Below are 26,734 nucleotides of genomic sequence, written 5' to 3'. Positions count from 1 at the left end.
TGGGTCAGCTACCGGTGATGCCGATTGACCCACCCCATTGGTCCGACCGCGGCCCGCAGCAAGCCGGCGGCTCCTGCAACGTTAAGGCCTGAAGTTTGGCCTTTAAAACCAAAAAGCAGCCGCTGAGGGCTGCTTTTTGCTGTCGGGCGTTTGAACGGCGTCAGACGCGCGCCTTGTCGATCCACTCAAGCGAGGTGCGCCAGATGCAGATGCCGAGGAAATAAGCCGACATGGCGAGCCAGACGCTCAGTACGACCGTACCGTTGTACGGGTGATTGATGACCAGCAGAAAGCTGCACAGAAACCAGACGCTGGTCACGGCGATGTTGATCGGCATGAAGCGACGCACGCGGAACGGGTGCAGAAACTTCATCCGGGTCACGGTCAGCAGCGCCAGGCAGATCACGGTAATGAACGTGAGCCACGGCGCGGGCGAAAGGATGTACACGCACAGCGCCACCACGTTCCAGGCCGCAGGGAAGCCCTGGAAGTAGTTGTCCTTGCTTTTCATCTCGGTGTTGCAGAAGCAGAACAGTGACGACACCAGAATGATCGAAGTGGTCAGCAGAAGCGTGTAATCCGGCAGCGGAATATAGCGGTAGATGAACAGCGCCGGAATGAACACATATGTCAGGTAGTCGATCACCAGGTCCAGCACCGACCCGTCGAAATGCGGCAATACCGACTGCACGTTGACCTTGCGCGCGAGCGAGCCGTCCACACCGTCAACGATCAGGGCGATGCCCAGCCACAACAGACAGGCTTTGGGCTGGTTGTCGAACAGCGCGATGGTCGCGAGGAAGGCAAGGACGACGCCAGTGGCTGTAAAACCATGGGCGCCCCATGCTTTGAGCCAGGCGATGCGTTGAATAGGGATCATGGACGGTCCTTCTTGAAATAAAGCCAGCCAGATCAACGCGCCGGTGCTGCTACCGATCAACCTGGCCAGAGGTGCAACTATCGACCGGTCATCGGTCGATAAGGTTCATCCTCAACTCCTACACGGTAGCAGGCGGCGCAGGCTTTCGTTACTGAATTGTCAAAACGCCAGCAACGATTTAAGCGCAAGCCGTGTCATTGGTCGCCTCACCACCAAAGGAGGCAAACTGCTGGCCCCTATTATCCATAAAGCTCGGCAAAATCCACGTCCTATCAGTCAGTTAGGCAAGGATTTGCATGCAAACTCTCAGGATTGCTTTGGTGTTTTGTGTCGCGGCAGGCGCCTCATCGGCCCTGTTTGCGCGGGATCTAAGCAAGAACGAGCGGGATTTGTGCACCTGGGGTGCAGGGGTTGCCGCCACCGCGCAGCAATACAAACTGGCCGGACTGACCCTGTACGGGGCGCGGAACAAGATGCAGGCCCGGCATTTTCCCCAGCAGTGGATGCGCATGAGTGCCCTGGGCATCACCGAACAGACCTACGACAGCGCCTCGCGGATGCGTCCTGAGGGCGTAAAGCAGGTCTATTACGAAGGCTGCACGCGGCACGAACTGGCGCGCCGCTGACGCCGGCCGGGGCTGCAGCAGTCCTCCCTCAGGAAAACCGTTGCATTAGGTACGCCTCGCCAGTCACGCGATCATCGGGTGCGGCGTGATCTGGCAGGTCTTTATGACCGAAAACCCGTGGCGTTCGTAAAAGCGTCGGGCGCCCGTGTTCGCGGCGTAATCGATCAGGCTCAAGCCCTTGAGGCTCAAAGCTTGGGCTCTTGACTGAGCACGGTGCAGGAATTGAAGCCCCAGCCCCTTGTTGCGCCAACCTTCATGCAGCGCCAGGCTCGAGATGTACAGCGTGTCGGGCACCTCCATATCGGCGTAGGGCGCAAGCACAGGGTCGGTCGGCGGCTGGGCATCGGGATCCTCACGCATGACGTAGCTGTGCATCATGCCGACCACTTCGCCATGTGCCTCGGCGATCAAGCAGTTTTCGTAGGAAAAATCCACGCCCTCGCGGGCATAGCGCGCCTCCCCGACGTCGAGCAGGTGTTGGCCCGGCTCAGCCAGCTGACTCCAGATGTAATCTGATGCACCTTCCGAGGTGATTTGAAACAGGCGGGCGATTTCACGCGCATCCGAACGTCGCGCCGGACGAAACTCGACAGTCATTCACAAGGCTCCACAAGGCATTGGGCGCCTTTTATAACGTGGAATGTGAAGCAGAGGCAGGGCGCTGGACAGCCACGTCGCGATCACGCCGATGGCCGTCGTTTTCACAGCCGGGCGCGACATTGCGGCGCGCCCGGCCATCACTCAGTGCGGTGCGCGGGGAATGGTTTTGAGCAAATCGGCAGGGCTGATGTGCCCCACGACGGGCACGCTGCCAGGCTGCGGCAGGCCGAGAATATTGCCCTTGATCTTGCCGATCACATGCATTTCGCACGGCTTGCAGTCGAACTTCAACGTCAGCACTTCGTCGCCATGGACCAATTGCATCGGCGCAACCTTGGTGCGCACGCCGGTCACGCCCTTGGCCTGTTTCGGGCACAGGTTGAAGGAGAAGCGCAGGCAATGCTTGGTGATCATCACCGGGACTTCGCCGGTTTCTTCGTGCGCCTCGAACGCCGCGTCGATCAACTGAACGCCATGACGGTGGTAGAAATCACGGGCTTTCTGGTTGTAGACGTTGGCCAGGAACGACAGGTGCGATTCCGGGTACACCGGCGGCGGGCTGGTTTCGGCTTTACGACCACCACGAGGATGGGCGGCCACACGGGCGGCGGTCAGCGCGTCAATGACCTCACGGCGCAAGGCCTTGAGTTGGGAGTTCGGGACGAAATACGCCTGGGGGGCGTCCAGTTTGACGTCCGTGGCGTGGTATTGGGTGGTGCCCAACTGGCCCAACAAATCACGCAACTGATCCAGTGCCTGTTCTGGCTTGTTCGCGGCGCCAAACGGGCCTTCCAGCACGACGCTCGCGCTGATGCCTTCCTCACTGGTGGCCGTCACTTCCAGGCGCTCTTCACGCAGGCGCGCCAGCCACGAAAGGCCAATGCGACGTTCGGCGGAGGTTTTCTGCAAAGCCTGTTGCCAGTTGTGGTCCAGGTTGCGGTTCAGCGGATGATGGGGGCGGACTTTGTACAGGTCGGCCGGCATTTCGTTGGGTTCGACGCGATAGCGATAGCGCTTCTCGCCGTCCTCCTCGAACTCGCCTTTAGGTTCGGCGATGTTGGCACGGAAGCCCACCACTTCGCGCTTGATCAGCACGTTCAGGCCGTCGCCGTTGGTCAATGGGTCATGCGTGACGACCTGCAAGTCGCGTTTGCCGACTTTTTCCACGATGCCTACCGGCAGGCCGGTGAACGTCGGGGTGTCGAACGCACCGATGTCGATCTTGCGATCGGTGACGAAGTAGTCGGTGCTGCCACGGTGGAAGGTCTTTTCCGGGTCGGGCAGGAAGAAGTGCGCGGTACGGCCGCTGGAGGCGCGTGCCAGGTCCGGGCGGTCTTCAAGCACATCGTCCAGCCGCTGACGGTAATAGGCGGTGATGTTCTTCACATAGCCCATGTCCTTGTAGCGACCCTCGATCTTGAACGAGCGAACGCCGGCTTCGACCAGTGCGCGGATGTTGGCGCTCTGGTTGTTGTCCTTCATCGACAACAAATGTTTTTCGAAGGCCACGACGCGGCCCTGATCGTCTTTCAACGTATACGGCAAACGGCATGCCTGAGAGCAGTCGCCACGGTTGGCGCTGCGGCCATTCTGGGCGTGGGAGATGTTGCACTGCCCGGAGAAGGCGACGCACAACGCGCCATGGATGAAAAACTCGATGGCGGCATCGGTTTCATCGGCGATCTCGCGGATTTCCTGAAGGTTCAGCTCGCGGGCCAGCACCAGTTGGGAAAAGCCGGCCTGATCGAGGAATTTCGCTCGCGCCAGGGTGCGGATATCGGTCTGGGTGCTCGCGTGCAGTTCAATGGGGGGAATGTCCAGTTCCATTACACCCAGGTCCTGAACGATCAGGGCGTCGACACCGGCGTCGTACAGTTCGTGAATCAGCTTGCGCGCCGGCTCCAGCTCGTTGTCGTGCAGGATGGTGTTGATCGTGGTGAACACCCGCGCGTGGTAACGATGGGCGAATTCAACCAGTTCGGCGATATCGCTCACGTCGTTGCAGGCATTGTGACGGGCGCCGAAGCTGGGGCCGCCGATATAAATGGCGTCAGCGCCGTGCAGGATGGCCTCGCGCGCGATCGCGGTGTCGCGGGCAGGGCTGAGCAATTCGAGGTGGTGCTTGGGTAAGGACATGTTTTTTTAGTCGGATCGTCACGGGCAAGTCGCGCATTGTAGCGGCGAAACGCCTGACCGGCATCCTTCTACTGCCCGATGGCGGCCTCGCTGTGAACGAAGCCGCCGATTCAGCGAACCGACTCAGCCCTTGGCCGCCATCGCTGTCACTTCAACGCGCATGCCTTCGACCGCCAGCGCGGCAACGCCAACAGCGGCGCGAACAGGCCAGGGTTTGGCGAAGAAGCGCTTGTACACGTCGTTGAAGGCGGCGCGGTCCGCCATGTCGGTGAGGTAGATGGTGAGGTGCATGACGCGATCCATCGAGCTGCCCGCGCGCTCCAGCGCCACTTTCAACGCTTGCAGCGTGCATTCGCTTTGCGCCGTGATGTCACCGAGTTCCAGGCTGCCATCGGCACGGGTCGGAACCTGGGTGGAAACCATGACACCGCCGAACGTGGCGACGTCGGAGGAAATGGAGTCTGCATCGGGGTCGGGAAGAAACGTGAGGTCTTGAGTCGCCATGAATCATCTCTTGCTTGTGGAGGAAGACAGCAGGCCGCGTATCAGCCGCTGGACCAAAGACGGCCATCATAAAGGAGAACGCGGGCGTGTGAGTTTCGGATCGCCGCGTCCGTCGTCCGTCGTCAGGATCGGACGGTGGGCTGCGGCACCGCCGCGATGTGCTCTTTGAAGTAATCGATCAAGGCGCGCAGTTTTGGTGTGGCATTGCGGCTGGAGGGCCAGAGCATCCACAACGAACCTCGATGGTCGGTGAACGCCGGCAGGACTTTTTCAAGCGTGCCGTCGCGCAGGGCCTGCTGGGTGGAGAAGTCCGCCAGGCACGCAATCCCCAGTCCTTCGAGGGCCAAGTGGGTAAGGGCGTCCGTGGTGGTGCAGGTGATGACCTTTCCCAGTTCCGGATCGCTGTCAGCGTCCTCTGCGCGCACCGGCCAGCGTTCCAGCGCGCCGCTGGCGGGAAACTTGTGCAGCAGGCAGGCGTGGTCGCGCAGTTGATCGGGGTGCGTGGGCCGTCCGTGACGTGCCAGATAGCCCGGAGAGGCGACCAGTTCGAGCTTGTACTCGCCCAGCTTGCGCGCCATCAGCCTGGAGTCCGAAGGCTGCCCGGTGCGGATCACGGCATCGAACCCTTCTTCGATCACATCGACCATTCGATCGGACAGGTCGACGTCCAGCTCGATCTGCGGGTAGGCCTGCATGAAGCCCGAGAGCAGCGGAAAAATCAGGGTGTTCTGCAGCGGAACGCTGATGCGCAGCTTGCCGCGAGGCGACTCGGCCAGTTGCGACAGTTCGATTTCCGCCTGCTCGGCCTCCTGAATGATCCGCCGGCAGCGCTCCAGAAACATCTCGCCTTCAGCCGTCAAGGTGACGCTACGGGTGCTGCGATGGAACAGGCGCACCCCCAGGCGTTCTTCCATGCGCGCAACACTTTTGCCGACGGCAGACGAGGAGATTTCCAGCAGCCGCCCGGCTTCGGTGAAGCTGCGGGTTTCGGCGACCTGCACAAAGGCGGTGATACCGCTGAGGCTGTCCAGCATCGTGTTGACTCCCAAAGGCGGGGAAGGGATCAGAGCGTGCGCCAATTTAAGCTATTTTGTCCGCAATGTTCGGATACCCGACCTGTTTTTCTGCCACGAACCGCTCCATAGACTCCAGGCTCTATTCTTCTTGCTGTAGGGAGCCTGTCATGAGCACCGTTTCCACCCCCATTCGCGTCGGCCTGGTCGGCATCGGCAATTGGGCCCTGCACGGTCACGTGCGGGTGCTTTCTCTGCTGCCCCAGTATGAAATCAGCGCCGTTTACAGCCAACGACAGGAAAGCGCCCATGCAGTGGCGGAGCAATTCGGCATCCGTCATGCGGTGGGATCACTCGATGAGCTGGTCAACCACCCGGAGGTGGACCTGGTGATCGTGCTAACCACGGCGCCTCAGCATGAAGAAGCCGTGCGCGCCGCGATCGCCGCCAGGAAAGATGTCTATTGCGAGTGGCCGCTGACCACCAGCACCGCCATTTCGCAAGAACTGACGCGCCTCGCCAAACAGGCCGGTGTTCGCCATATCGTTGGCTTGCAGCGCCGCCACGCGCCGCACAACCGCTATTTGCAGGACCTGTTGCAACAGGGTTATGTCGGCAGGGTGCGCTCGGTGCGGATTCACGTCAGCATGAATTATTTCCAGGCACTGCGTCCCAATGCGCTGCGCTGGACGGTGCCCGTGGAGAACTTCTCCAGCGTGATTGCGATCTACGCGGGGCATTTTCTCGACATGCTGTTCACCGCCACCGGTTGGCCGGTGAACGTCACGGGTCTTGTGGTCAATCAGTTCGACAAGGTGACCATCAAGGAAACCCACGAGGTGTTCCAGACCTCGGCGCCGGACCAGATGGTGCTGGCGGGCCAACTGGAGGACGGTGCCCTGGTCTCGGTTCACATCGAAGGCGGCAAGCGCAATGGTTCGGGTGTGCAGATGGAGATCACCGGCCATGAAGGCGACCTGCGGATCACCAACACCTCGGCCTTTGGCGCAGTCGGCGATGATTATGTGATCGAAGGCGCTCACGGCGATAACCTGCCGCTGCAGGTTTTGCCGATTCCGGACCGTTATTTCCGCTTGCCACCGTCTGATCTGCCGTCGGCCGTGCTGGAGCTCGCCGAGTTGTATTACGTGCACGCGCAGGACGTGGCGCACGGCACACAGGCCGCCGCCACGTTCGACGACGCTGTCCGCATGCACAAGCTGCTCGATGCGGCCTTAGTGTCTTCGCAGACAGGGCGACGCGAGCAGGTTGCAGAGGATGCCGAGTATCGACTGAGGGGCGACAGGCGGTAGACGCCTTCTACCCCCGGAAAACGGCCTTCAGCGGCCGTCTTTCGCCGATGGGCAATCGCGGGCGCCGCGGTTGTTGGGTGCCTTCGGCACGGGGTCGGGCGTTTCGACTGAAAATGGCGCTCGCGATCTGAAAGACTGCATAAACTGCTTGATTGGCTGGCCGACACTTTATTGAAGAATGTCGGTCAGTACACTCCCAAGCCTTTCCTGCGAGTCGCCTCGATGAACACCCTTTCCGCCGATGACCGCCTTCAGGTCGTTAGGGACGCCACCGCCGAGTACTGGAAGCACATCATCCCGATCGTGCAAATCGCCTTTGCCATTCACGTGTTGCTGCTGGGGCTCTTTCTGATCGTGGCTATCCCCGTGATGTGGATCCTGAATGCGTTGAGCATCGCGATCTACATCGGCTGCCTGTTTGCCATACGGCGTCGACGGTATCAATGGGCGGGCTTTCTCATCAGTGCCGAAATCATCGTGCATGCCGCCGTTGCCACCTGGGTGCTGGGCTGGGACAGCAACTTTCACTTCTACATGTTCTGCATCGTTCCGATCATCGCCTTCAGTTTTCAGTCGTCTCCCGTCCGACGCACCTGCCTGAGCGTCGCGATTCTGGCCGTAGCGGTCCTCGGCTTTGCCTTCCGGCACCATGTGCCGGGGGCGATGATTGGCGTCAAGGCGCAAGAGATTTTTGGCATTGTCAACGCATTCACCGCGACGGCCCTGTTACTGCACGCCACCGCCCTGACGGTGCGGTTCAACATGACCATGCAGATGAACCTGTTTCATTCCGCTCACCGGGACAGCCTGACCAACCTGTACACCCGCCGTCGCGTGCTGCAGAAATTGCGTCATCTGGGCGGCGGTCGGGGCGACGATTCGACCTCGATCGTGCTGATCGACATCGATCATTTCAAGCGGATCAACGATCAACACGGCCATGATCTGGGCGACGTGATGTTGCAACGGGTGGCGGAAGTCATTTCGGACTGTGTGCGCGTGACCGACATCGCCGCTCGCTGGGGCGGCGAAGAGTTCTTGGTGCTCATGCCCGATACGACGTTTGAAGAAGCCAAACAGGTTGCCGAGCGCTTGATGCTGCACATTCGTGCCCAAACGGCGCTGGATGAGGCGACGACGGTCAATGTCACAGCAACGCTGGCGGTGGCCACCATGCATTCTGGCGAAACCTTTCGAGACACGCTCAATCGTGCGGATCAGATGCTGTATCAGGGAAAACAGGAGGGCCGTGACCGCTTGATGCTGGCGAGTTGAGTTATTCCTTTGTTTTAACCGCCTGTCTTGAATGTCGCGAAAGGCTGCGTTTTGTCCGCAAATGTGCATCCGTTTTGCGTGATTGACCGTATATATTCGGGCGTGCGAGGCGAGAGTCAACAACGATGCTAACGGCGAGATATCTGGTATGTGGATGCGAAAGCGGCGCGATTCTCTTGTGCAGGACCTGTCCGATACCGCCGAGGAGCTGCGGTCATTGGGCAATCGGATCATGGAGCTTTCGGTGGACCTGTCTCAAAAGGACCTCCCTCGGGCCGCTGAGTCCACCGCCAGAATGGTCCTGGCGCTGCAGGAAAAGGAAGAGCTCCTGCGTCGTCATGTCGAGCGCTTGACCAAGACCGGAAACCTGGGGCGTCGCGTGACGGACCACATCGCCGAGCGTTCGGCGCCCGCGTCGCACGACCGTGGTGCTGAGTCCTGACGCGGCAGCACCTGTCTCATTCCGATTCTTTTTCGTCTTTTTTGAATTCCGACACTTTCAACTGATCGTGACCGCTTGTCGTCATACCGGCACGACACCTTGAACGCGGGCACCGCCACGACCTCAATCGATGTGAACAGAGCTTGCTCAGGTTGTTGGCAGATTCACCGCTGCGCTGCTCAGACGCACTCATGTGTTTCGACTTTCGCGCTAACAACCTCAGACGCTCGCTCCCAATCGTCGCCAATGTGAGGTCTCATGCAGCTCATCCACCCTGTTGCGTTTTACCGGCCCTATACGTCAGCCGCTGGAGGCTGGGGCTCGGCTCATTCGGTGATGAGAATGCTCTGGCGCGAGCAGTCATTGTTCAAAACCCCTGCCGCGCTGTTTCAACAGAACAAACCCAAAGGCTTTGCCTGCGTCAGTTGTGCATGGGCCAAGCCGGGCGACCCCCATGCCCTAGAGTTCTGTGAAAACGGCGCCAAGGCTACGGCCTGGGAGCTGACTTCGCTGAAGACCGGCCCCGGCTTCTTCGACCAGCATACGGTCAGTGAACTGAGGGATTGGGACGACTATGAACTGGAGCAGCATGGGCGTCTCACGGCGCCGTTACGCTACGACCCCGAAACGGACCGTTATCGCTCGACCACGTGGGAGGACGCGTTTGCCGCCATTGGCGCCGGCCTGAAAACCCTCAAGCCTGACGAAGTCGTGTTCTATGCCTCGGGCAGGGCCTCGCTGGAAACCTCGTTCATGTACCAGTTATTCGCCCGGGCCTACGGCACCAATAACCTGCCCGACAGTTCCAACATGTGCCACGAAAGCACGTCGGTCGGGCTCCAGGAGAGTATCGGGGTGCCCGTCGGCACGGTGACGCTGGCCGACTTCGAGCATACCGACTGCATCTTCTTCTTCGGGCAGAACGTGGGCAGCAATAGCCCTCGGATGCTGCATCCGTTGCAGGACGCACGTAAGCGTCATGTGCCGATCATCACCTTCAACCCCCTCCGGGAGCGCGGGCTGGAACGGTTCGTCAATCCGCAGTCGCCTCGCCAGATGATCGGCCCCGACTCCACCGTCATCAGTACCCAATACCACCAAGTGTCGATTGGAGGTGACACGGCTGCCGTCATGGGCATCGCCAAGGCATTGCTGGAGATGGATCGCCTGGCGGTACAGCGTGGCGAAAAGCCGGTGCTCGATCACGACTTCATCGCCGAACACACCGACGGTGTCGACGCCTTTCTGGCGGACGTCGAGCGCCATCCCTGGGTCGAACTTGAGCGTCGTTCCGGGCTCAGTCGCAGCGCCCTGGAAGCGGCGGCGGTGGTTTATGCGCGCAGCGAGCGGGTCATGGTGATCTACGGCATGGGCATGACCCAGCACCGCCACGGCGTGGAGAACGTGCAGATGCTCGTGAACCTGCTGCTCTTGCGCGGCAATATTGGCAAGCCTGGCGCAGGTATTTGCCCCGTTCGCGGGCACTCCAACGTCCAGGGCCAGCGCACGGTGGGCATCACTGAAGATCCGGCCAAGGTGCCCAAAGAAAAAATCGAGTCACTGTTTGGATTCAAAGTGCCAGAGCGCAAGGGCAGAGCGACGGTCGACACCTGCGAGGGAATGCTGGACGGCAGCGTAAAAGGCTTTATTTCGCTCGGTGGCAACTTTATCCGCGCGGTGCCGGATACCGACCGGATGGAGCCGGCGTGGGCAGGCCTGGCGTTGAATGTACAGATCGCAACCAAGCTTAATCGCAGCCACCTGTTGCCCGGGGCAAGCGCCTGGTTACTGCCGTGTCTGGGCCGTATCGAGCAGGATGTGCAGGACGGCGTCGAGCAGGTCTACACCACCGAGGACAGCACCGGCTGTGTGCATGTCTGGCAAGGAAGGGCGGCGCCGGCCAGCGATCAGCTGCGGTCTGAAACCGCGATCATCGCCGGCATTGCTCAAGCGACGCTCGATGGCAGCGAGCGCGTTCCGTGGGATGCATGGCGCGGTGACGCTGCGTTGATCCGTGCAGCGATCGCCAGCGTCTATCCCGAGATGTTCCATGACATGGAAACCCGCATGTGGGAACCGGGCGGTTTCCACCGTCCACTGCCCGCAGCCCGGCGTGAATGGAAGACCGACACCGGCAAGGCCCGTTTCAAGGTGCCGCAGGGCCTTGATGAGGATGACGATGTGTCGCCCGGTCTTGATGCCCGCGCGGTGATTCAGCTGATGACGTTGCGCAGCAACGACCAGTTCAACACGACGGTGTATGGGTATGACGATCGATTTCGGGGTGTGCATGGCACGCGCCGCGTGGTCTTCATGAACCGTAACGATGTGGTGCGCCTCGGCCATGCCCCGGGCGACTGGGTGACGCTGCGCACAGCCGTCGAGCCCGAAGTCCTGCGTGAAGTCGGGCCGTTGCAGATCATCGCCTACGACATTCCCGAAGGCTGCGCGGCCGCTTATTACCCCGAATGCAACCCGCTTGTTCCGTTGTGGCATCACGCCGAACGCAGCAAAGTCCCCGCGGCGAAATCCGTCCCGGTGACGGTGCAGGCCGCGCTGCCCGATGCGCGCGCAAAGGATCGTGCGTTGCGCGCAAGCGATCATCTGATCTGAAGCCTGCTGGCCGACGGCATCTCGACGGGCTGTATTACCGCTGTTAGCCGCCGGCTATTTCTTCATGCCGACCCGCGCACGCATGTCAGCGGTGATGGTCTGCCGGGTGCTGGCTAATTCGGCCCACGGGTCCGTGTCCAAGTGGTCCAGCCGTTCATGAAGGTTGCGCAGCGTCCAGACGTCTGCGCCTTTAATGTCGTGAATTTCCTCCGGGAAAATCGGCACCGACACCGGCAGCCCCTCGCGGGTGCGCACCGAATAGGCGCTGACGGTTGTTGCGCCAAGCCCGTTGCGCAGGTAGTCGATGAATATCCGCCCAACGCGGTTCTTCGGGCCGGAGACTGCGGAGAATCGGTCAGGGACAAGTTTGGCCATGTGTTTGACGATGGCGTGACTGAAGGCTTTGACGGTGTCCCAGTCGGCCTTCGGCGTGAGTGGCACGACCACATGAATCCCTTTGCCGCCGCTGGTTTTCAAGAACGATTTCAGGCCCAGCTCGTCGAGCACGGCCTGGGTCATCTGGGTCGCTTCCACCATGCTTTTCCAGGGGAGGGCAGGGTCCGGATCAAGGTCAAGAATGAATCGGTCAGGACGCTCAAGATCCTTCGCCACGGTGTTCCAGACATGCAGCTCCATCGCGCTCATCTGCACCGCCCCGACCAAGGCTTCGAGGTTGTTGATCAGCATGACCGGATGGCCGGTGTAGGCCTTGCCCATTGTCTCGATGCCCGGAATCGCCAGATGCTCGGCGTTTTTCTGAAAAAACAGCTCCCCCGTTACCCCTTCCGGCGCCCGGACCAGTGCCACGGGACGTTGTGCCAGCTGTGGCAAGAGCCACTCCGAGACACGGATGCAGTAGTCAGCCAGATCACGCTTGGTCGCGCCGCTGACAGGATCGATGACCCGTTCGGGGTGCGTGAGCCTGATTTTCCCGGACGTGGCGGGGGGCGCTGTTTTCTCGTCTTCAGACCGGGCATGGGCGGGCTTCGCGGGCGCTTGCTTCTTGGCTTTTGGGGCTTTATCGGCGTTTGCGGCCTTGGCAGGGGCAGGGCGCTCCTCTGTGATCGCCTGCGCGGGCTTATCGTTGCGCAAGCCCTGAAACACTGCGTGCCTTACGGAGCCGTCCTGAGTGATCTCGGCGAACGCGACTTCAGCCAGCAGCTTCGGGTCAAGCCAGTGAACGCCCTTGGCCTCAAAACCGGTGGGCGGATTCACCACGGCGGCTTTTTTGATTTCAAGCGGCAGCAATTGATCGTAAATCGTCGTTAACGTCGCTTCATTGAAGCCGGTGCCTACTTTGCCGCAATAGCGCAGCTCACCATTGTCCGCGTCGTGCAGACCCAGCAGAAGCGCGCCGAACTTGCTGCGCGCACCTTTTGGCTCGGTATAGCCGACGACGACAAACTCTTGCCGCCGTTTGCACTTGAGCTTGATCCAGTCTGTGCTGCGCCGGGACACGTACGCGCTGCCGACGCGCTTGCCGATCAGCCCTTCCATTTGCATCTGACAGGCGCTGTTGAGCAGGTCCTCAGGGGTCTCGCCAAAGTCGTCGGAAAACCTCAGCACGTCGTCGTCGCTGTGTTTCAGCACCGCGGACAGCGCCTCGCGTCGTTGTTCCAGCGCCACTTCGCGCAGGTCCATGCCGTTGAGAAACGGCAGGTCGAACAGGTAGTAGACGATGCTTTCGCTACGGCCCACGTCGAAGGCGTTTTGCAGGGCCTGAAAATCAGGCACGCCTTGCTCGTTGGTTACCACCATCTCACCGTCCAGCCAGGCGGATTCAAGCCCGAGGCTGGCAATGGCTTCAGCCTGGCGTGGCAGTTTGTGCGTCCAGTCGTGACCGTTACGGGTAAACAGCTGCACGCTGCCGTGGTCGACGCGGGCCATGACCCGGTACCCGTCGAACTTGATTTCGTAGCGCCAGTCACCCTCGGGCGCCGATTCCACCAGTGTCGCGAGTTCCGGTTTGATGCTGTCTGGGAGGGCCGACGTTTCAGCGGCAGCCGTTGCAGAGCGCTTGGGTTTCGACGTGCCGGGTGGTTCTGGCGTGGGGTCGGAGTCCGGTTTGCGCTTGGACGCCTCACGCTGCGTGCTCGGCGCGGGTGCAGAGTGGGCGGATCTGGACGTGTCGCTTGCGGGCTTTCGGGCCTTCCTTCGAGCCGCGCCGAGGCGAATCCAGGTGGGTGCGTGATCGCTGGCATGTTCTTCCCCGCGCACCCATGCATCGACACCGGCGTCCTGCAGATGAGGCGCAAGCACAGGGTTCAGCAGCAGGTGATCAATGCGCAGCCCGGAATTCGTCTGCCAGTGCTTCCGAAAATAGTCCCAGTAGGTGTAAATGCGCTCGTCCGGGTAGATGTGCCGCAGGGCGTCAAGCCAGCCCTGGGCGAGCAGCCGCTGATAGCATTCGCGGCTTTCTGGCTGAAGCAGCGCGTCCTTGAGCCACGAACGGGTGTTGTAAATGTCCTCGTCGGTGGGAACGACGTTGTAGTCGCCCGCGAGCACGACCGGATGCTCACTGGACTGTAATGTTTTCGCATGGTCAATCAGGCACTCGAACCATTTGAGCTTGTAGTCGAACTTCGGCCCCGGCTGAGGGTTGCCATTGGGCAGGTACAGACAACCCACGACGAGCCCATGGACTGCCGCTTCCAGGTACCGGGCGTGGGTGTCGTCTTCCATGCCGGGAAGGCCTTTGCGGATAAGCAACGGCTCCGCGTCGCGGGCCAGAATGGCCACCCCGTTCCAGGACGGCTGGCCCAGGTGCAGCGAACCGTAACCGGCTGCCTCAAGCGCTCCTGCCGGAAACGATTTGTCCGGGGCCTTGAGTTCCTGAAGGCAAACGATGTCGGGCTGTTCCCGGTCCAGCCACTGCAAGACATTGGGCAGTCGCGTGCCGATGCCATTGACGTTGTAGGTGGCGATCTTAAGGTTTTGCATCGCGCGTTCCCTCGATTGCGCCCGAAACGTTCTTATGTGAGGGCTCGGGAGCGGGCGAGTTCGGCATTTTTGGTCGAGGCATCTGGCCTCGGTCGGTTATAGGCGTGTACGGGGTGCTTTTCGGGAATTCGTCGCCGATAAACCGGTCGACATGACGAATAATAAAAACGGGGGGAAGACCCATGACTTGCTTGATTTGCGCAGGCCCGGCCGAAGAGCTCGCGTGCCCTGAGCCCTGGGAGGAAAGGAAGTGCGCAGCGTGCGGCCACTACCGGATGTCCCACGCGCTGGTGCTCGCGCTCATGGACCAGGGACAGATCTTCGATGTGGGGAAGGCACGGGCGTGGCTGGTGAGTCACCGCAGCGAAACGCAGATCCCGTATCTGGAGAAGGTCAGTGGTTTGTTGCAGACCTGACCCGCGCGGCCCGGCAGGCCCACCCGTGTGCTGTGGCGGGCGCTGATTCGCCGGGCAACAGGGTTACTCTTTGACGTCCATGAACTCTTCTGCCCAGGCCACATAGCTTTCCGGCAGGGTGTAGGTGTGGGTGAGTTCGGTCGCGCTGAGGTTTTCGGTGCTGTGCGTGACCTGACGCTGCGCGCGCAGGCTGTCGTAGGTGGCCTTGATCGAGGCGAAGTAGGCGGCGTGACCGGCCACGATAATCCGCACACCCAGCTTCGCCAGCCGCGCGTTGTCGTTGAGCTTCGGATTGCCGTAGGTCACCAGCATCAGCGGCACTGTCAGCTTTTCCGAAATACGTTCGAGGTGTTCGAAGTCCTTGATCCCGACGATGCAGATGCCGTCAGCGCCGGCTTGTTCGTAGGCCAGTGTACGTTCGATGCAGTCTTCGACCGACAGCACGCCCGCGTTGGTGCGCGCAATGATCGCCAACTCCGGGTCGACACGTGCTTCAAGCGCCGCTTTGACCTTGCCGATGCCTTCTTCTACAGAAATGAGATCGGTGGATTTACGGCCAAACTGTGCAGGCAAGAGGGTGTCTTCGATCGTCAGCGCGGCAACACCTGCGCGCTCCAGCTCTTCGACCGTGCGCATGACATTCAGCGCGTTCCCGTAGCCATGATCAGCGTCGGCAATAAAAGGAAGTTGTGCCACGCGGCCAATGCGGGTGGCTTGTTCCACGAACTCGCTCAAGGTAATGAGTGCAAAGTCCGGTGCGGCCAAAACCTGCAGCGAAGCGACCGATCCGCCGAGAATGCCGACTTCAAAGCCCAGATCGGCAGCAATGCGGGCAGACATCGGATCAAACACGGAAGCGGTTTCAAAGCAGGCCTGAGAGGCCAGGAGTTGGCGAAAATTACGGCGCAGAGCGGAGTGGGAAATTCTGGACATGACGGTTCCTGAGTCTGGGCCTTCGTCGAAGATACGATCTACGCCTGTTTAAAAGTGCGGCGAGAGTATCACGGCCAATAAAATCAGGATTATGACGGTTCGGCATGGGGTATGCGCCGCACACATAACGCACCAAAAAAGACCACTGGTGAGCATTTTTTTGTGTGATCTGTACCAAAAGAGACGCCGCCTGAGCGACGTCCCCGGTTCAGCGTCGCCTCAGCGATAGCGTTCCAGCCAATGCGCGTAAGGCGCAGGCAGCGTCCAGGACGCGTTGTCCACGCCCAGTTCTTTGGCGGCGAAGTACGCCCAGTGTGGATCCGCCAGGTGAGCACGGCCAACCGACACCAGGTCCAGATGCCCGGCCTTGATGGCGTCGTTCGCCAGTTGCGGCGTGCCGAAACCCCAAGCGGAGGTCACCGGTATTCCCGCCTCGCGACGCACGCGCTCGGCAATCGGGCCCATGAAGGCCGGGCCCCACGGGATATTGGTGTCCGGGATGGTGAAGCCGACGCTGACGCTGAGCAGGTCCAGACCGCCGTCTTTGAAGCGGCGCGCCAGTTCGATCGATTCACTGAGCGTCTGCTCGTCGCGGCCGTCGTATTCAATCACGCCGAAGCGCGCGGTCAGCGGCAGGTTTTCAGGCCAGACTTCGCGCACTGCCGCCAGGGTTTCCAGCAGGAAGCGACTGCGGTTGTCAAAGCTGCCACCGTAGGCGTCAGTGCGCTGGTTGGAGTGCTCGGAAAAGAAGCTCTGCCCCAGATAACCGTGAGCGAAGTGCAGCTCGATCCATTCAAACCCGACTTCGCGAGCGCGGCGGGCGGCGTCGACGAAGTCCTGACGAACGCGGGCGATATCGTCCAGCGTCATTTCCTGCGGCACCTTGGGCAGGTGGGCTCCGAACGCGATCGGGGAGGGGCCGATGGTCTGCCAGCCGGCCGGGTCCGTTGCTGCAATGTGATCGTCGCCTTCCCACGGGCGATTGGCGCTCGCTTTGCGGCCTGCATGGGCGATCTGAATGCCCGGCACTGAACCCGCGGCCTTGATCGCTTTGACGGCTGGAATAAAGGCCTGGGCATGTTCGTCACTCCAGATACCGGCACAGCCGGGGGTGATGCGTCCCTCAGGCGATACGGCAGTGGCTTCCACCACCACAAGGCCGGCACCACCGCGCGCCATGCTGGCAAGGTGGACGTGATGCCAGTCATTGATGACGCCGTTGTCGGCCATGTACTGACACATCGGGGGAATGGCGATGCGGTTGCGCAGGGTGACGTCCTTCAGGGAGAACGGCTCGAACAGTGCAGACATGGACAGATTCCTCGTAGGGTTGATTCGCTTGTTCGATAGTATTCGAAATATGGCGTTACGCGAAACCCCTCGCTATGATGCGAACATGCGCGCCTTCAAACATCCTCTGCCGTCCGAACTGTCCCTTGAGCGTCTGCTTTATGCGCTGAGCGACCCTGTCCGCCTGGACATCGTGCGCCGGCTGGCCAGTGTCGCCGAAGCGACGTGCGGTGAACTGGACGGGGGGCGACCCAAGTCGAGCATGTCCCATCATTTCCGTGTCTTGCGCGATGCCGGGCTGGTCCAGACCCGCAATGTGGGGACCACGCACATGAATACCTTGCGAGCCGACGCGCTTGAACTGCGTTTTCCGGGGTTACTGAACAGTATTCTGGCGCAAGCCTGACTGCCCGCGAATGGCGTGTACGGTGGGGGGCACGAAAGTGCCGGGCAGTCGTTACGCACCGCGCAGCGTTCAACCCTGGATCAATTCGACAATTGCTTGAGCCGTTGCTGCACAGCGTCGTCAAAAATGATGTAAAGCGCTTCGATGTCGGCGGCGCGCAGGCGTCGTGCTGTCTCAAGGCCCAGAATGAAGGCTATCTCCATGGCACCTTCTCTTTCGATGTCTTCCCGGGTGGTGGCGGCGTTCAGTGCCCGCACCAGATCATTGACCGGCCCTTGTATGGACTTGTGGAGGCGGAGTGCTTCGATTCGCTCTTGTGGCATTGCTCAATCCTGAATAGCCGAGGGCTCGGTGGCAGCATCTTCGCACGTAACGGCAGCGCACTGGCAGCACGCGATGTGGCCTATAGCGAAAGGCTTACACGCGTTTGCGCAAACCCGCCGTATACACACCGGTGCCGACGTCATACATTGGATCCATCGACTGAAGCACAGGAAGGGCTTCAGAGGTCAAGGATGATCTGCCATTTGCCCGGAAGGCTGCCGACAGGACGTTGGAATGGTGTTGATAGAAAAGAACCCGCTCAGGCGGGTTTTTTATTGCCTGTGATTTGCCGGGCACCCCACGTTGCCACCGGACGACGAGGCCTGCGCCGCCCGGTTCTGGGCGTCGGTATCCGGTATTTGGGTATTCAGTGGAGCATCCTTCGGGTTTCTGCGAGATCCGCTTTCAGCAGATCATTGAGTTCCTTCCAGGGATAACGAGGCCCCGTTGCGCTCATTTCACAGGTATCGGTGTGCCTGAACGGGTGCTCGTCGGTCGTCGGGCACTGCTTTGCGCCGCAATGCCGGCAAGCCAGTTTATGCCCGTGAATGATCCACGCCTTGTTCCAGCAGTCCATGGTGAAAGGGGAACGACTCTTTGGCATACAGTCATCTCCTGCGGCGATAGAGGGGGCGTAGAGAGCGAACGGCGTTCACGGCTTCACCGAACGCTCGCGATTGAGGCGGTACTGATCGAGCGAAAGTGTAGGCGTTTTTTTAAACAGAAGAGCGTCGCCCAACCGAAGACGGGCGACTTTTTTATCAGCCTGCGTGGTGGCTGGGCGCGAGGGCATAGACCGAGGGCTCGAGACCTTCAAAACGCGCCTTCAATTGCAGCGCAAGGTACAACGAATAGTGCCGTGACTGGTGCAGATTACCGCCGTGAAACCACAGGTTCTCCTGCTGCGTCGGCTTCCACATGTTGCGCAATTCGCCTTCGTAAGGGCCTGGATCCTTGGTGGTGCCGGAACCCAACCCCCAGCAACGGCCGACCTTGTCCGCGACGTCCTGGGAAATCAGTTTTGCCGCCCAGCCATTCATTGATCCATAGCCGGTGGCATAAACGATCAAATCAGCCGGCAACCGGCTGCCATCGGTGAGCACCACGGCGTCTGCTTCGATGCGCTCAACGCCAAGCCCGGGCGCACTCTTGAGCTTGATCGTGCCGTTGGCGATCAGCTCCGAAGCACCGACGTCGATGTAATAACCGGACCCGCGACGGACGTACTTCATGAACAGCCCGGATTCATCGTCGCCAAAGTCGAGCATGAAACCGGCGCTTTCGAGTCGCTCATAGAACGCTTTGTCACGGACCTTGATCGCCTCAAAGACCGGTTGATGGAAACTGGGCATGACCTTGTAGGGAATGGACGCAAACAGCATGTCGGCCTTGTCCGTGGTCAGCCCGCTGTCCAGCGCATCTTCCGAATACAGCCCGCCGAACACCAGGTCCATCAGGCTGTCGGAGCGCACGATATGCGTGCTGGAGCGTTGCACCATGGTCACCTCGGCGCCGTTTTCCACCAGGTCGGCGCAAATATCGTGGGCCGAGTTGTTGGCACCGATGACCACCGCACGTTTGCCGCGCCATGCGTCGCCGCCGGGATGGCGGCTGGAGTGATGTTGCTGGCCTTTGAACACCTCGGCGCCCGAATAGGCCGGCACATTCGCCACGCCGGACATGCCGGTGGCGAGAATCAACTGGGTCGGCTGCAACGTCAGGCGTTCGCCATCACGCAGCACCTCAACCGTCCAGGTGCCTGCCTGTTCATCAAATCGGGCGTTGACGCACTCGGTGCGCGCCCAGTAATTGAGCTCCATCACCTTTGTGTACATTTCCAGCCAGTCGCCAATCTGATCTTTGGGCGTGAACACCGGCCAGTGATCGGGGAAGGGCAGGTACGGCATGTGGTCGTACCAGACCGGGTCGTGCAGACACAGTGATTTGTAGCGCCCCCGCCATTGGTCGCCCGGACGCTCGGCCTTGTCGATCACCAGCGTGGGAACGCCCAGGCGTTTGAGTCGCGCTGCAAGCCCCAGTCCACCCTGGCCACCACCCACGATCAGGCAGTAGGGTTGGGTGGTGATGCCCAGCGACGCCTCTTCATCGCGGCGACGTTCCAGCCAGTTGCGTTTGTCGGCGTGGCCGTGACCGTGGTTGGCGCCCATGGGACGGCGTCGCCCGGTGGGTTCTTCGTGGCCTTTGAGTTCGCGCATGGTGGTCAGCAGTGTCCAGCAGAGCCCGTCTTTCAAGCGCACATAGCCTTTGCCACGCGCGACGTCGGTCTCCAGGCTGATCCAGCCTTCAAGCACGCCATCCGTCAGCGTCGCGTCGCCTTCCAGCTGCCAATGTTCAGGGCGTGTCGTATCGAGTCGCGATTCCAGCATATCGCGGATGGCCGGTTTGCCTTCCAGCGTGACCAAGTTCCAGCTGAACAGCAGCAAGTCACGCCAGTAACACGTGTCGGCGAACAGGTCGAGGGTGCCGTCGATGTCACGCTGGGCGAGACGGTCGCCCAACTGTTCGATCCACGACGACAGTTGAGCAGTGGGCGTTTGCAGGGGTTTTTCGATTGCGACGTTCATGGGGGCTTCTCCCGATCTTGTTGTTTTTGTACCGCGTTGGTCAGAGCAAAGCCCGGGCCATGACCCAAAGACCCTTGTTCCAGAGCGGTCGGCTGGAGGTTTTAACCCTCTGGCGGTGCGGCGTGAGTGTCACGCCAGCGATATTCAAGGGTGACACAGTGTCACGCGCGGCCAGGAGGCTTCCGTCCCGTTGTCGCTTGCTGCCTGATGCCTTGGTCTAAGCTGCGAACGGAACCGTTTCTTGATCGTCGCGGAGAATAAGAACAATGACGCCCACCCTGATCAGCGCGCACGCGCAACAAGTCTTGCAAGCCGTGCAGGGAATTCAGGCCTGTCCCGGCCCGGTGGCAGACGTTGCCATCGCCCGTTCCTGGCGCCGTTGCCTGGACCAGCACGGGCTCGACCCCGCCAGTCGCCGAGCGCCCGACGTCGTCGAACAGCCGCGATTGCAGGATCACCGTGCACCGCTGGAACACATCATCGGTGTCGCCCGTTGGCAGATGAACAGCCTTCACCAGCAGGTCGGCCGTGACGGTCACGTCGTGCTGCTCACCGATGCGCGCGGCGTGGCGATCGACAGCGTGTTCAACGACGCCGAACGCGCCGAGTTTCAGCGCTCCGGCCTGTGGCTGGGGTCGGTCTGGCGTGAAGAAAGCGAAGGCACCAACGGCGTCGGGACCTGCCTGGTGGAGCGCCGTCACGTGACCATACGCCGAGACGAGCACTTTCGTGGCAAGCATGTCGGCCTGACGTGCTCGGCCAGCCCCATATTCGACGCCAAGGGGGACTTGCTTGCCGTCCTCAACCTGTCTTCCGTTCGGGAGGAACAGAGCCTTCAGCAGCACTTTCAGGCGATGGCGCTGACCAACCTGTCTGCCCGATTAATCGAAAGCTGCTTCTTTCTGGGCGACGCGCCGGATCGGTACTTGTTGCGCTTTCACCCGCAAGCCGGGTTCGTCGGCCTGTTGGGTGAAGGCCTGCTCGGTTTCGATGACCAGGCGCGCGTCTGTTCCGTCAATCAGGCCGCGCTGGACCTGCTGGGCCTGAGCCGTGGGTCTGTGGTCGGGCAGTCGCTGACGACGCTGCTGGACACGCCACTTGAACGCCTACTGAGTCAGGCCAGCGCTCAACCCAGTGTCTGCTGGCCGCTGCGATGGCTGGACGGACGCCTGTTCTACGGCCAATTGCGAGCGCCACTGCGCTCGGCCCCCTTGGTCGTCCCGGCGATGCCGAAAATCAATGACGTACGCGTGTGCCTGGAAGACCCACGCCTGCAACGCGGCTTTGGCCGCGCACTGCGCGTACTGGAACGCGATGTCCCCGTGCTTTTGCAGGGCGAAACGGGGACCGGCAAAGAAGCCTTCGCAGCGGCCTTGCACAGGGCGAGCTCGCGATCCAGTCAACCCTTTATTGCGATCAACTGCGCGGCCATTCCCGAATCACTGATCGAAAGCGAACTGTTCGGCTATCGCGGCGGCAGCTTCACCGGCGCACGCAAAGACGGCATGGTCGGCAAGCTGGAGCAGGCGCACGGGGGCATTTTGTTTCTCGACGAGATCGCTGACATGCCGTTGGCCCTGCAGACGCGTCTGTTGCGGGGCCTGGAGGAGCGCCAAGTGATGCCTTTGGGTGGCGCATCCCCGCGACCGCTGGACATCCGGCTCGTCAGTGCCACTCATCAGGACCTCAACGCGTATGTGGCTGACGGTCGCTTCCGGGAAGATCTGTTCTACCGAGTGGGCGGATTTGCCGTTCAGTTGCCGCCCCTGCGTGAGCGTTCCGACAAAAGCAGCCTGCTCGAATGGCTGCTGCGCGAAGAAGCAAAGGGCATAACGATCCGGTTCGAACCCGGTGTGAAGGATCGGCTGTTGTCGCACCCTTGGCCGGGCAACGTCCGGCAACTGCGCACCTGCTTGCGCACCCTGGTTGCGTTGGCGTGGGAAGGGCGCATTACCCTGGAGGACGTTGAAGAGTTGCTGCCGACAGCGCCCGCTGCCTGTGTCGAGAACCCGCTGAATATCTCCGAGCGTCAGACATTGCTCAGCCTGATCGAAGCAGAGCATTGGCACATCGCCCGCGTGGCGGAGCGCTTGGGTATCAGCCGCAATACGCTCTATCGCAAGCTGCGCCATCATGGGATAGCGCGGCCGGGTTAAGCGTAAGCGTCGGGGTGCGGGGTCGACCCGGTCCATCTGAAGGGCCCGCTCCGGTCCCTGTCTGTCGGCAGGGGCTGGAGCGAGCAGCGATCAAATACTGCTTAACGCCTGCGCCAGGTCTGCGCGCAGATCCTCGACCTCTTCGATCCCCACGGACAGCCTGACCAGCGAATCCCCGATGCCCAGCTTCGCGCGGTTGTCTGCCGGGATGCTGGCATGGGTCATGATGGCCGGATGTTCGATAAGGCTTTCGACGCCCCCCAGGCTTTCTGCCAAAGCGAATATCTGCACCTGTTCGAGGAAGCGTCGCGTGCCGGCCAGATCGGTCTTCAGGTCCAGCGAAATCATCCCGCCAAACCCGCGCATTTGCCGACAGGCGAGGGCGTGTTGGGGGTGCGTGGGCAGTCCCGGGTAGTAAACGGCGGCCACCTGGGGCTGCCGCTCCAGCCATTGCGCCAGTTCGAGCGCGTTGCTGCAGTGCCGCTCCATGCGCAGCGCAAGGGTTTTCACGCCGCGCAGGGTCAGAAAGGCGTCGAACGGTCCGGCGATGGCACCGACCGAATTTTGCAGAAAGCCAAGACGTTCTGCCAGTTCCGGGTTCTGCCCCACCACAGCGATGCCGCCGATGACGTCCGAGTGGCCGTTGAGGTATTTGGTGGTGGAGTGCACGACGATGTCGAAACCCAGTGCCAGCGGGTGCTGAATCCAGGGGCTGGCGAAGGTGTTGTCGGCGACACAGATGATGTCCCGGTCACGGCAGAGGCGCGCGATGGCGGCCAGGTCGGACAGGCGCAACAGCGGATTGCTGGGAGTCTCGACCCAGAGCATCCGGGTGTCGTCCTGAATGGCCGCCTCGACGGCGGAGAGATCAGTCATGTCGACGAAGCTGAAACGATGGCCTGCACTGCGCTGACGGACTTTGTCGAAGAGGCGGAAGGTCCCGCCGTACAGGTCATCGCCCGACACAATGTGTGAGCCGGCATCGAGCAATTCCAGCACCGAAGAAATCGCCGCCAGCCCTGACGCAAATGCAAAGGCCTGAGTGCCGCCCTCGAGGTCCGCCACACAACGTTCCAGTGCAAAGCGCGTCGGGTTGTGTGAGCGGCCATAGTCCAGCCCTTTGTGTACGCCGGGGCTTTCTTGCAGGTAGGTGGAGTTGGCGTAGATCGGCGGCATCAGGGCGCCGGTCGAAGGGTCCGGAGACTGCCCGGCGTGGATCACGCGTGTGGCGAAAGCGTGGGATGGAGAGTGCTCGTCGTGCTGACTCATGCAAGGGATCTCCGCAAGTGATTGAGCAGGTCGACGCGAGTGATGAGGCCGTGGAAGCCTGAGGCATCGGCGATGATGGCGACCAGGCCGCGATCCAGTTCTGCCTGAAGTCTGGCAAGGCCCGCATCGGGCGGCAGGGTTTCCAGTTTGCCGGTCATGGCGCTGGCGACCGTGGTGCGAAAATGCGACGCGTCATTGTGAACGTCCAGGAGAATGTCCGATTCATCGATGACCCCGACCAGTTGTTTGCCGTCAATCAGCACAGGCAATTGCGAGACATCGGCCAGACGCATGCGCTGGAAAGCGGTGAGCAGGGTGTCATCCGGGCCGACGCTGATGACACGACCGTCCTCGAAACGCCGGGCGATCAGGTCTCGCAGGTCGCCGTATCGGGTGCGCTGCATCAGGCCCTGATCGGTCATCCACTGATCATTGTAGACCTTGGATAAATACCGGGTTCCGGTGTCGCAAACGAAACTGACCACGCGCTTGGGCTCCTTCTGCTCGCGGCAGAAACGCAACGCAGCCGCCAATAGCGTGCCGGTCGATGAGCCGCCCAGAATGCCCTCGGCGCGCAACAAATGCCGGGCATGTTCGAAGCTGTCTTCATCGCTGATGGAATAGGCATGGCGGACGCTGGAGAGGTCGGCGAACGAGGGAATGAAGTCTTCGCCGATGCCCTCGACCGCCCAGGAACCGGGCTCCGGCAGCGTGCGTGTGCGGCTGTATTCTGCGACCACCGAGCCGACGGGGTCGGCCAGGACCATTTCAAGATCCGGCTGCACCCGTTTGAAGAACCGGGTCAGGCCGGTGAGCGTGCCTGCCGAGCCTACGCCGACCACGATCGCGTCCAGATCATGCTGCGTCTGGGCCCAGATCTCCGGGGCGGTGCTGCATTCATGGGCCAATGGATTGGCGGGGTTGTTGAATTGATCGGCAAAGAAGGCATCCGGTATGTCCTTGGCCAACCTCGCGGCCACGTCCTGATAGTAATCGGGGTGGCCTTTTCCGACATCGGAGCGGGTGATGTGCACTTCGGCGCCCATGGCTTTGAGGTGCAGGACCTTTTCCGTGGACATTTTGTCGGGCACCACCAGCACGACCCGATAGCCCTTGGCCCGGCCGACCAACGCCAGACCCAGCCCCGTGTTCCCCGCTGTTGCCTCGACGATGGTGCCTCCGGGGCGCAGCGAGCCATCGCGCTCGGCGGCATCGATCATCGCCAGACCGATGCGGTCCTTGATGGAGCCACCGGGGTTCTGGGATTCCAGCTTGAGAAACAAGGTACAGAGCCCCGTGTCGATGCGACTGACGCGCACCAGTGGGGTGTTGCCGATCAGTTCAAGTACGGCCGGACGGGAATCAGCTGACATCTCATATCCTCACGTGTACATCCCATACGCAATGGACCGCGACGCGTTACAAATGTGCACCGGTTTGATGCATACAGTGTGGACGACCCTCGGCAGGTGTCCACTTGAAGAGACGAGAAACGTCTGTACGGGCGTCATCCAGTGATGACGCTGAAGACTCGCCACCGTCAGAACGGACGGGGAAAAGAAGCAGGTCGAATGGATTAGCACCGCTATGCTTTAGCTTTCGTCGGCACGATCATCTCGCCGTGGGCGCGAGGGCCGCAGTGTTCATAGACAGGGAGGTGTGCATTGCACGTGCACGAGCAGGCGTTGGAAATCCTCGTCGTCGATGACGAAGCGGACAATCTGGAGGGCATGCAGGAGTTGCTCGAAGAGCTCGACCGGACCGTTCGCTGCGTCGACTCCGGCGCCAAGGCGCTGGCCTGCATGACATCCGGGTCGATAGGGCTGGTGTTGATGGATGTCCAGATGCCTGGCATGGACGGTTTTGAAGTGGCACGTCGGATGCGGGCTGATCCCGACACCCGATTCACGCCCATCATCTTTATTTCCGGGATGCGGCAGACCGACGCGGTGCTGGCTCAGGGATACACCGCAGGCGCCGTGGATTTCATGACCAAACCCGTGCATCCCGCCATGCTCCTGCACAAGGCACGGGTGTTGCTGGAGCATGAACAGTATCGGCGCAGCTTGTTGCAGGCGAGCCAGCAACTGGAGCGGGCGCGGGCGTTTAACGCATCGATTCTGGACAACACCGCTGAAGGCATTCTGGTGGTCGACAGCCAAGGCCTGATCTGTTTCGCCAACCCGGCCATCCGCGGCATGCTCGGCTGTTCCGGCGACGAACTGCAAGGCACTGCGCTGCTGAACTGGATCGAAACGCCCCACGAGGACGATTGGGCTGCGTCGGTGTGGCGGGATCACCTGCAACGCGGTGAGAGCTTTCGATTGCACGACGCCAATCTGCGCAGCCGGGACGGCAGATGCATCCCTGTTGCCTTGTCCTGCTCACCACTGACGCAAGGACAGCAAGCCATGACGATCCTGGCGCTGGACATGTCGGCGGTGCGCGAGCTCCACCACCAACTGGAGGTGATGACCATCACTGATCCGCTGACCGGTTTGCTGAACCGCCGTGGTTTCATCCAGGCCCTGCAGGCAGCGATTTCGCGGAATCAACGGACCGGGCGGATGAGCGCGCTGCTGTTTCTGGACCTCGATGGCTTCAAGCAGATCAATGATCAGTTTGGTCATGATCGAGGAGACGACGCCTTGCGCTGGGTCAGTGGTCAGTTACAGGCCTGTTTGAGGCCTTATGACCGGCTGGCCAGGATCGGTGGTGACGAATTCACGGTCATCATCGAAGGCGTTAACGGTCCGGGGGACGCCGCCGCCGTCGCTGAAAAACTGATCGGGCGAGTGTCCGCCGATCAATCTCGCTTTCGGCTGGGCGCGAGTATCGGCATTGCGTGCCTGCCTGACCGCGGGAGCACCGTCGAAGACTTGATGCGTGCTGCCGACACGGCCATGTACGACGCCAAACGGCGTGGAAAAGGTCAGTTCCGGTTTTCAGACAGCCCGTGAGCCTGCCAGCCGTGTATGTTCGGCGCTTCACCACGCTCGCTCACAGCAAGTGA

The 26,734-nt window shown here is 61.1% G+C and carries 21 protein-coding genes and 1 pseudogene; 9 read left to right on the top strand and 13 right to left on the bottom strand.

Features of this window, described 5'->3' with window-relative positions:
- Positions 1-160 precede the first annotated feature (160 nt).
- Positions 161-880 (bottom strand): phosphatidylcholine synthase, encoded by a 720-nt coding sequence (gene pcsA / locus BLS87_RS06175; protein WP_074751093.1) that lies wholly within the window; start codon positions 878-880, stop codon positions 161-163.
- A 296-nt stretch (positions 881-1,176) separates the two neighbouring features.
- Between pcsA and BLS87_RS06170 the strand changes: the two genes are divergently transcribed.
- Complete coding sequence (locus tag BLS87_RS06170) at positions 1,177-1,506, top strand: hypothetical protein (RefSeq protein ID WP_074751091.1); 330 nt, start codon at positions 1,177-1,179, stop codon at positions 1,504-1,506.
- Between the two features lie 28 nt (positions 1,507-1,534).
- On the opposite strand, the pseudogene BLS87_RS06165 reads toward BLS87_RS06170, so the two are convergent.
- The 4 genes and pseudogenes from BLS87_RS06165 to BLS87_RS06150 all read right to left on the bottom strand — a co-directional run bounded on the left by BLS87_RS06165 (position 1,535) and on the right by BLS87_RS06150 (position 5,777).
- Positions 1,535-2,103: pseudogene (locus BLS87_RS06165) on the bottom strand (N-acetyltransferase family protein).
- A gap of 144 nt (positions 2,104-2,247) precedes the next feature.
- Positions 2,248-4,242 carry a peptidase U32 family protein gene (locus BLS87_RS06160; protein WP_074751089.1) on the bottom strand — a complete coding sequence of 665 codons (1,995 nt, stop codon included), beginning with the start codon at positions 4,240-4,242 and terminating at the stop codon, positions 2,248-2,250.
- A 123-nt stretch (positions 4,243-4,365) separates the two neighbouring features.
- Complete coding sequence (locus BLS87_RS06155; RefSeq protein WP_074751088.1) at positions 4,366-4,746, bottom strand: RidA family protein; 381 nt, start codon at positions 4,744-4,746, stop codon at positions 4,366-4,368.
- 122 nt (positions 4,747-4,868) lie between these two features.
- Entirely contained in the window at positions 4,869-5,777 is a 909-nt protein-coding gene (locus BLS87_RS06150; RefSeq protein ID WP_074751401.1) for a LysR family transcriptional regulator, read from the bottom strand.
- Between the two features lie 152 nt (positions 5,778-5,929).
- Between BLS87_RS06150 and BLS87_RS06145 the strand changes: the two genes are divergently transcribed.
- The 4 genes from BLS87_RS06145 (at position 5,930) to BLS87_RS06130 (ending at position 11,402) form a co-directional block, all read left to right on the top strand.
- On the top strand, positions 5,930-7,072 hold the full coding sequence (locus tag BLS87_RS06145; RefSeq protein ID WP_074751086.1) for a Gfo/Idh/MocA family protein: 1,143 nt from the start codon (positions 5,930-5,932) through the stop codon (positions 7,070-7,072).
- Positions 7,073-7,294: 222 nt separating this feature from the next.
- Complete coding sequence (locus tag BLS87_RS06140; RefSeq protein WP_074751085.1) at positions 7,295-8,347, top strand: GGDEF domain-containing protein; 1,053 nt, start codon at positions 7,295-7,297, stop codon at positions 8,345-8,347.
- A gap of 154 nt (positions 8,348-8,501) precedes the next feature.
- Entirely contained in the window at positions 8,502-8,789 is a 288-nt protein-coding gene (locus tag BLS87_RS06135; protein ID WP_143024309.1) for a hypothetical protein, read from the top strand.
- A gap of 258 nt (positions 8,790-9,047) precedes the next feature.
- A complete protein-coding gene (locus BLS87_RS06130; protein ID WP_074751079.1) occupies positions 9,048-11,402 on the top strand; it encodes an FdhF/YdeP family oxidoreductase in 2,355 nt (784 codons plus the stop codon).
- A 54-nt stretch (positions 11,403-11,456) separates the two neighbouring features.
- On the opposite strand, the gene ligD is transcribed toward BLS87_RS06130, so the two are convergent.
- Positions 11,457-14,342, bottom strand: a complete 2,886-nt coding sequence (ligD, locus tag BLS87_RS06125; protein WP_074751078.1) for a DNA ligase D — start codon at positions 14,340-14,342, stop codon at positions 11,457-11,459.
- A gap of 182 nt (positions 14,343-14,524) precedes the next feature.
- Between ligD and BLS87_RS06120 the strand changes: the two genes are divergently transcribed.
- Positions 14,525-14,758: a hypothetical protein gene (locus tag BLS87_RS06120; RefSeq protein WP_074751077.1), complete on the top strand. Its 234-nt coding sequence runs from the start codon at positions 14,525-14,527 to the stop codon at positions 14,756-14,758.
- Between the two features lie 63 nt (positions 14,759-14,821).
- On the opposite strand, the gene BLS87_RS06115 is transcribed toward BLS87_RS06120, so the two are convergent.
- Both BLS87_RS06115 and BLS87_RS06110 read right to left on the bottom strand, forming a co-directional pair.
- Positions 14,822-15,691 (bottom strand): isocitrate lyase/PEP mutase family protein, encoded by an 870-nt coding sequence (locus tag BLS87_RS06115; protein ID WP_074751075.1) that lies wholly within the window; start codon positions 15,689-15,691, stop codon positions 14,822-14,824.
- 219 nt (positions 15,692-15,910) lie between these two features.
- Positions 15,911-17,002, bottom strand: coding sequence for an NADH:flavin oxidoreductase/NADH oxidase (locus tag BLS87_RS06110; protein ID WP_074751072.1), 1,092 nt, complete (start codon positions 17,000-17,002; stop codon positions 15,911-15,913).
- Between the two features lie 49 nt (positions 17,003-17,051).
- On the opposite strand from BLS87_RS06110, the gene BLS87_RS06105 reads away from it, so the two are divergent.
- Positions 17,052-17,387 (top strand): ArsR/SmtB family transcription factor, encoded by a 336-nt coding sequence (locus BLS87_RS06105; protein WP_074751066.1) that lies wholly within the window; start codon positions 17,052-17,054, stop codon positions 17,385-17,387.
- An 80-nt stretch (positions 17,388-17,467) separates the two neighbouring features.
- On the opposite strand, the gene BLS87_RS06100 is transcribed toward BLS87_RS06105, so the two are convergent.
- The 3 genes from BLS87_RS06100 to BLS87_RS06090 form a co-directional block, all read right to left on the bottom strand.
- Positions 17,468-17,710, bottom strand: coding sequence for a hypothetical protein (locus BLS87_RS06100; RefSeq protein ID WP_074751064.1), 243 nt, complete (start codon positions 17,708-17,710; stop codon positions 17,468-17,470).
- Positions 17,711-18,078: 368 nt separating this feature from the next.
- A complete protein-coding gene (locus BLS87_RS06095) occupies positions 18,079-18,315 on the bottom strand; it encodes a hypothetical protein (protein ID WP_074751062.1) in 237 nt (78 codons plus the stop codon).
- A gap of 157 nt (positions 18,316-18,472) precedes the next feature.
- The gene (locus BLS87_RS06090) at positions 18,473-20,296 is read right to left on the bottom strand and encodes an NAD(P)/FAD-dependent oxidoreductase (RefSeq protein ID WP_074751060.1); all 1,824 of its coding nucleotides are present in this window, start codon (positions 20,294-20,296) and stop codon (positions 18,473-18,475) included.
- 266 nt (positions 20,297-20,562) lie between these two features.
- On the opposite strand from BLS87_RS06090, the gene BLS87_RS06085 reads away from it, so the two are divergent.
- Complete coding sequence (locus BLS87_RS06085; RefSeq protein ID WP_074751058.1) at positions 20,563-22,452, top strand: sigma-54-dependent Fis family transcriptional regulator; 1,890 nt, start codon at positions 20,563-20,565, stop codon at positions 22,450-22,452.
- A gap of 90 nt (positions 22,453-22,542) precedes the next feature.
- Here the strand turns inward: BLS87_RS06085 and BLS87_RS06080 are convergent, their stop codons facing one another.
- Positions 22,543-23,721, bottom strand: coding sequence for a cystathionine gamma-synthase (locus tag BLS87_RS06080; protein ID WP_074751056.1), 1,179 nt, complete (start codon positions 23,719-23,721; stop codon positions 22,543-22,545).
- Positions 23,718-25,094, bottom strand: coding sequence for a pyridoxal-phosphate dependent enzyme (locus tag BLS87_RS06075; protein WP_074751054.1), 1,377 nt, complete (start codon positions 25,092-25,094; stop codon positions 23,718-23,720). Before BLS87_RS06075 ends, BLS87_RS06080 begins: the two co-directional genes overlap by 4 nt.
- A 297-nt stretch (positions 25,095-25,391) precedes the next feature.
- Here BLS87_RS06075 and BLS87_RS06070 point away from each other — a divergent pair, with 297 nt between their 5' ends.
- Positions 25,392-26,681 carry a GGDEF domain-containing response regulator gene (locus tag BLS87_RS06070; RefSeq protein ID WP_244165809.1) on the top strand — a complete coding sequence of 430 codons (1,290 nt, stop codon included), beginning with the start codon at positions 25,392-25,394 and terminating at the stop codon, positions 26,679-26,681.
- Positions 26,682-26,734 lie beyond the last annotated feature (53 nt).

The sequence above is a fragment of the Pseudomonas abietaniphila genome, from assembly GCF_900100795.1.
Classification (GTDB): Bacteria; Pseudomonadota; Gammaproteobacteria; order Pseudomonadales; family Pseudomonadaceae; genus Aquipseudomonas; species Aquipseudomonas abietaniphila.
The sequence above is the reverse complement of the archived record's forward strand: the minus strand, read 5'-3'. Positions and strand labels throughout refer to the sequence as shown.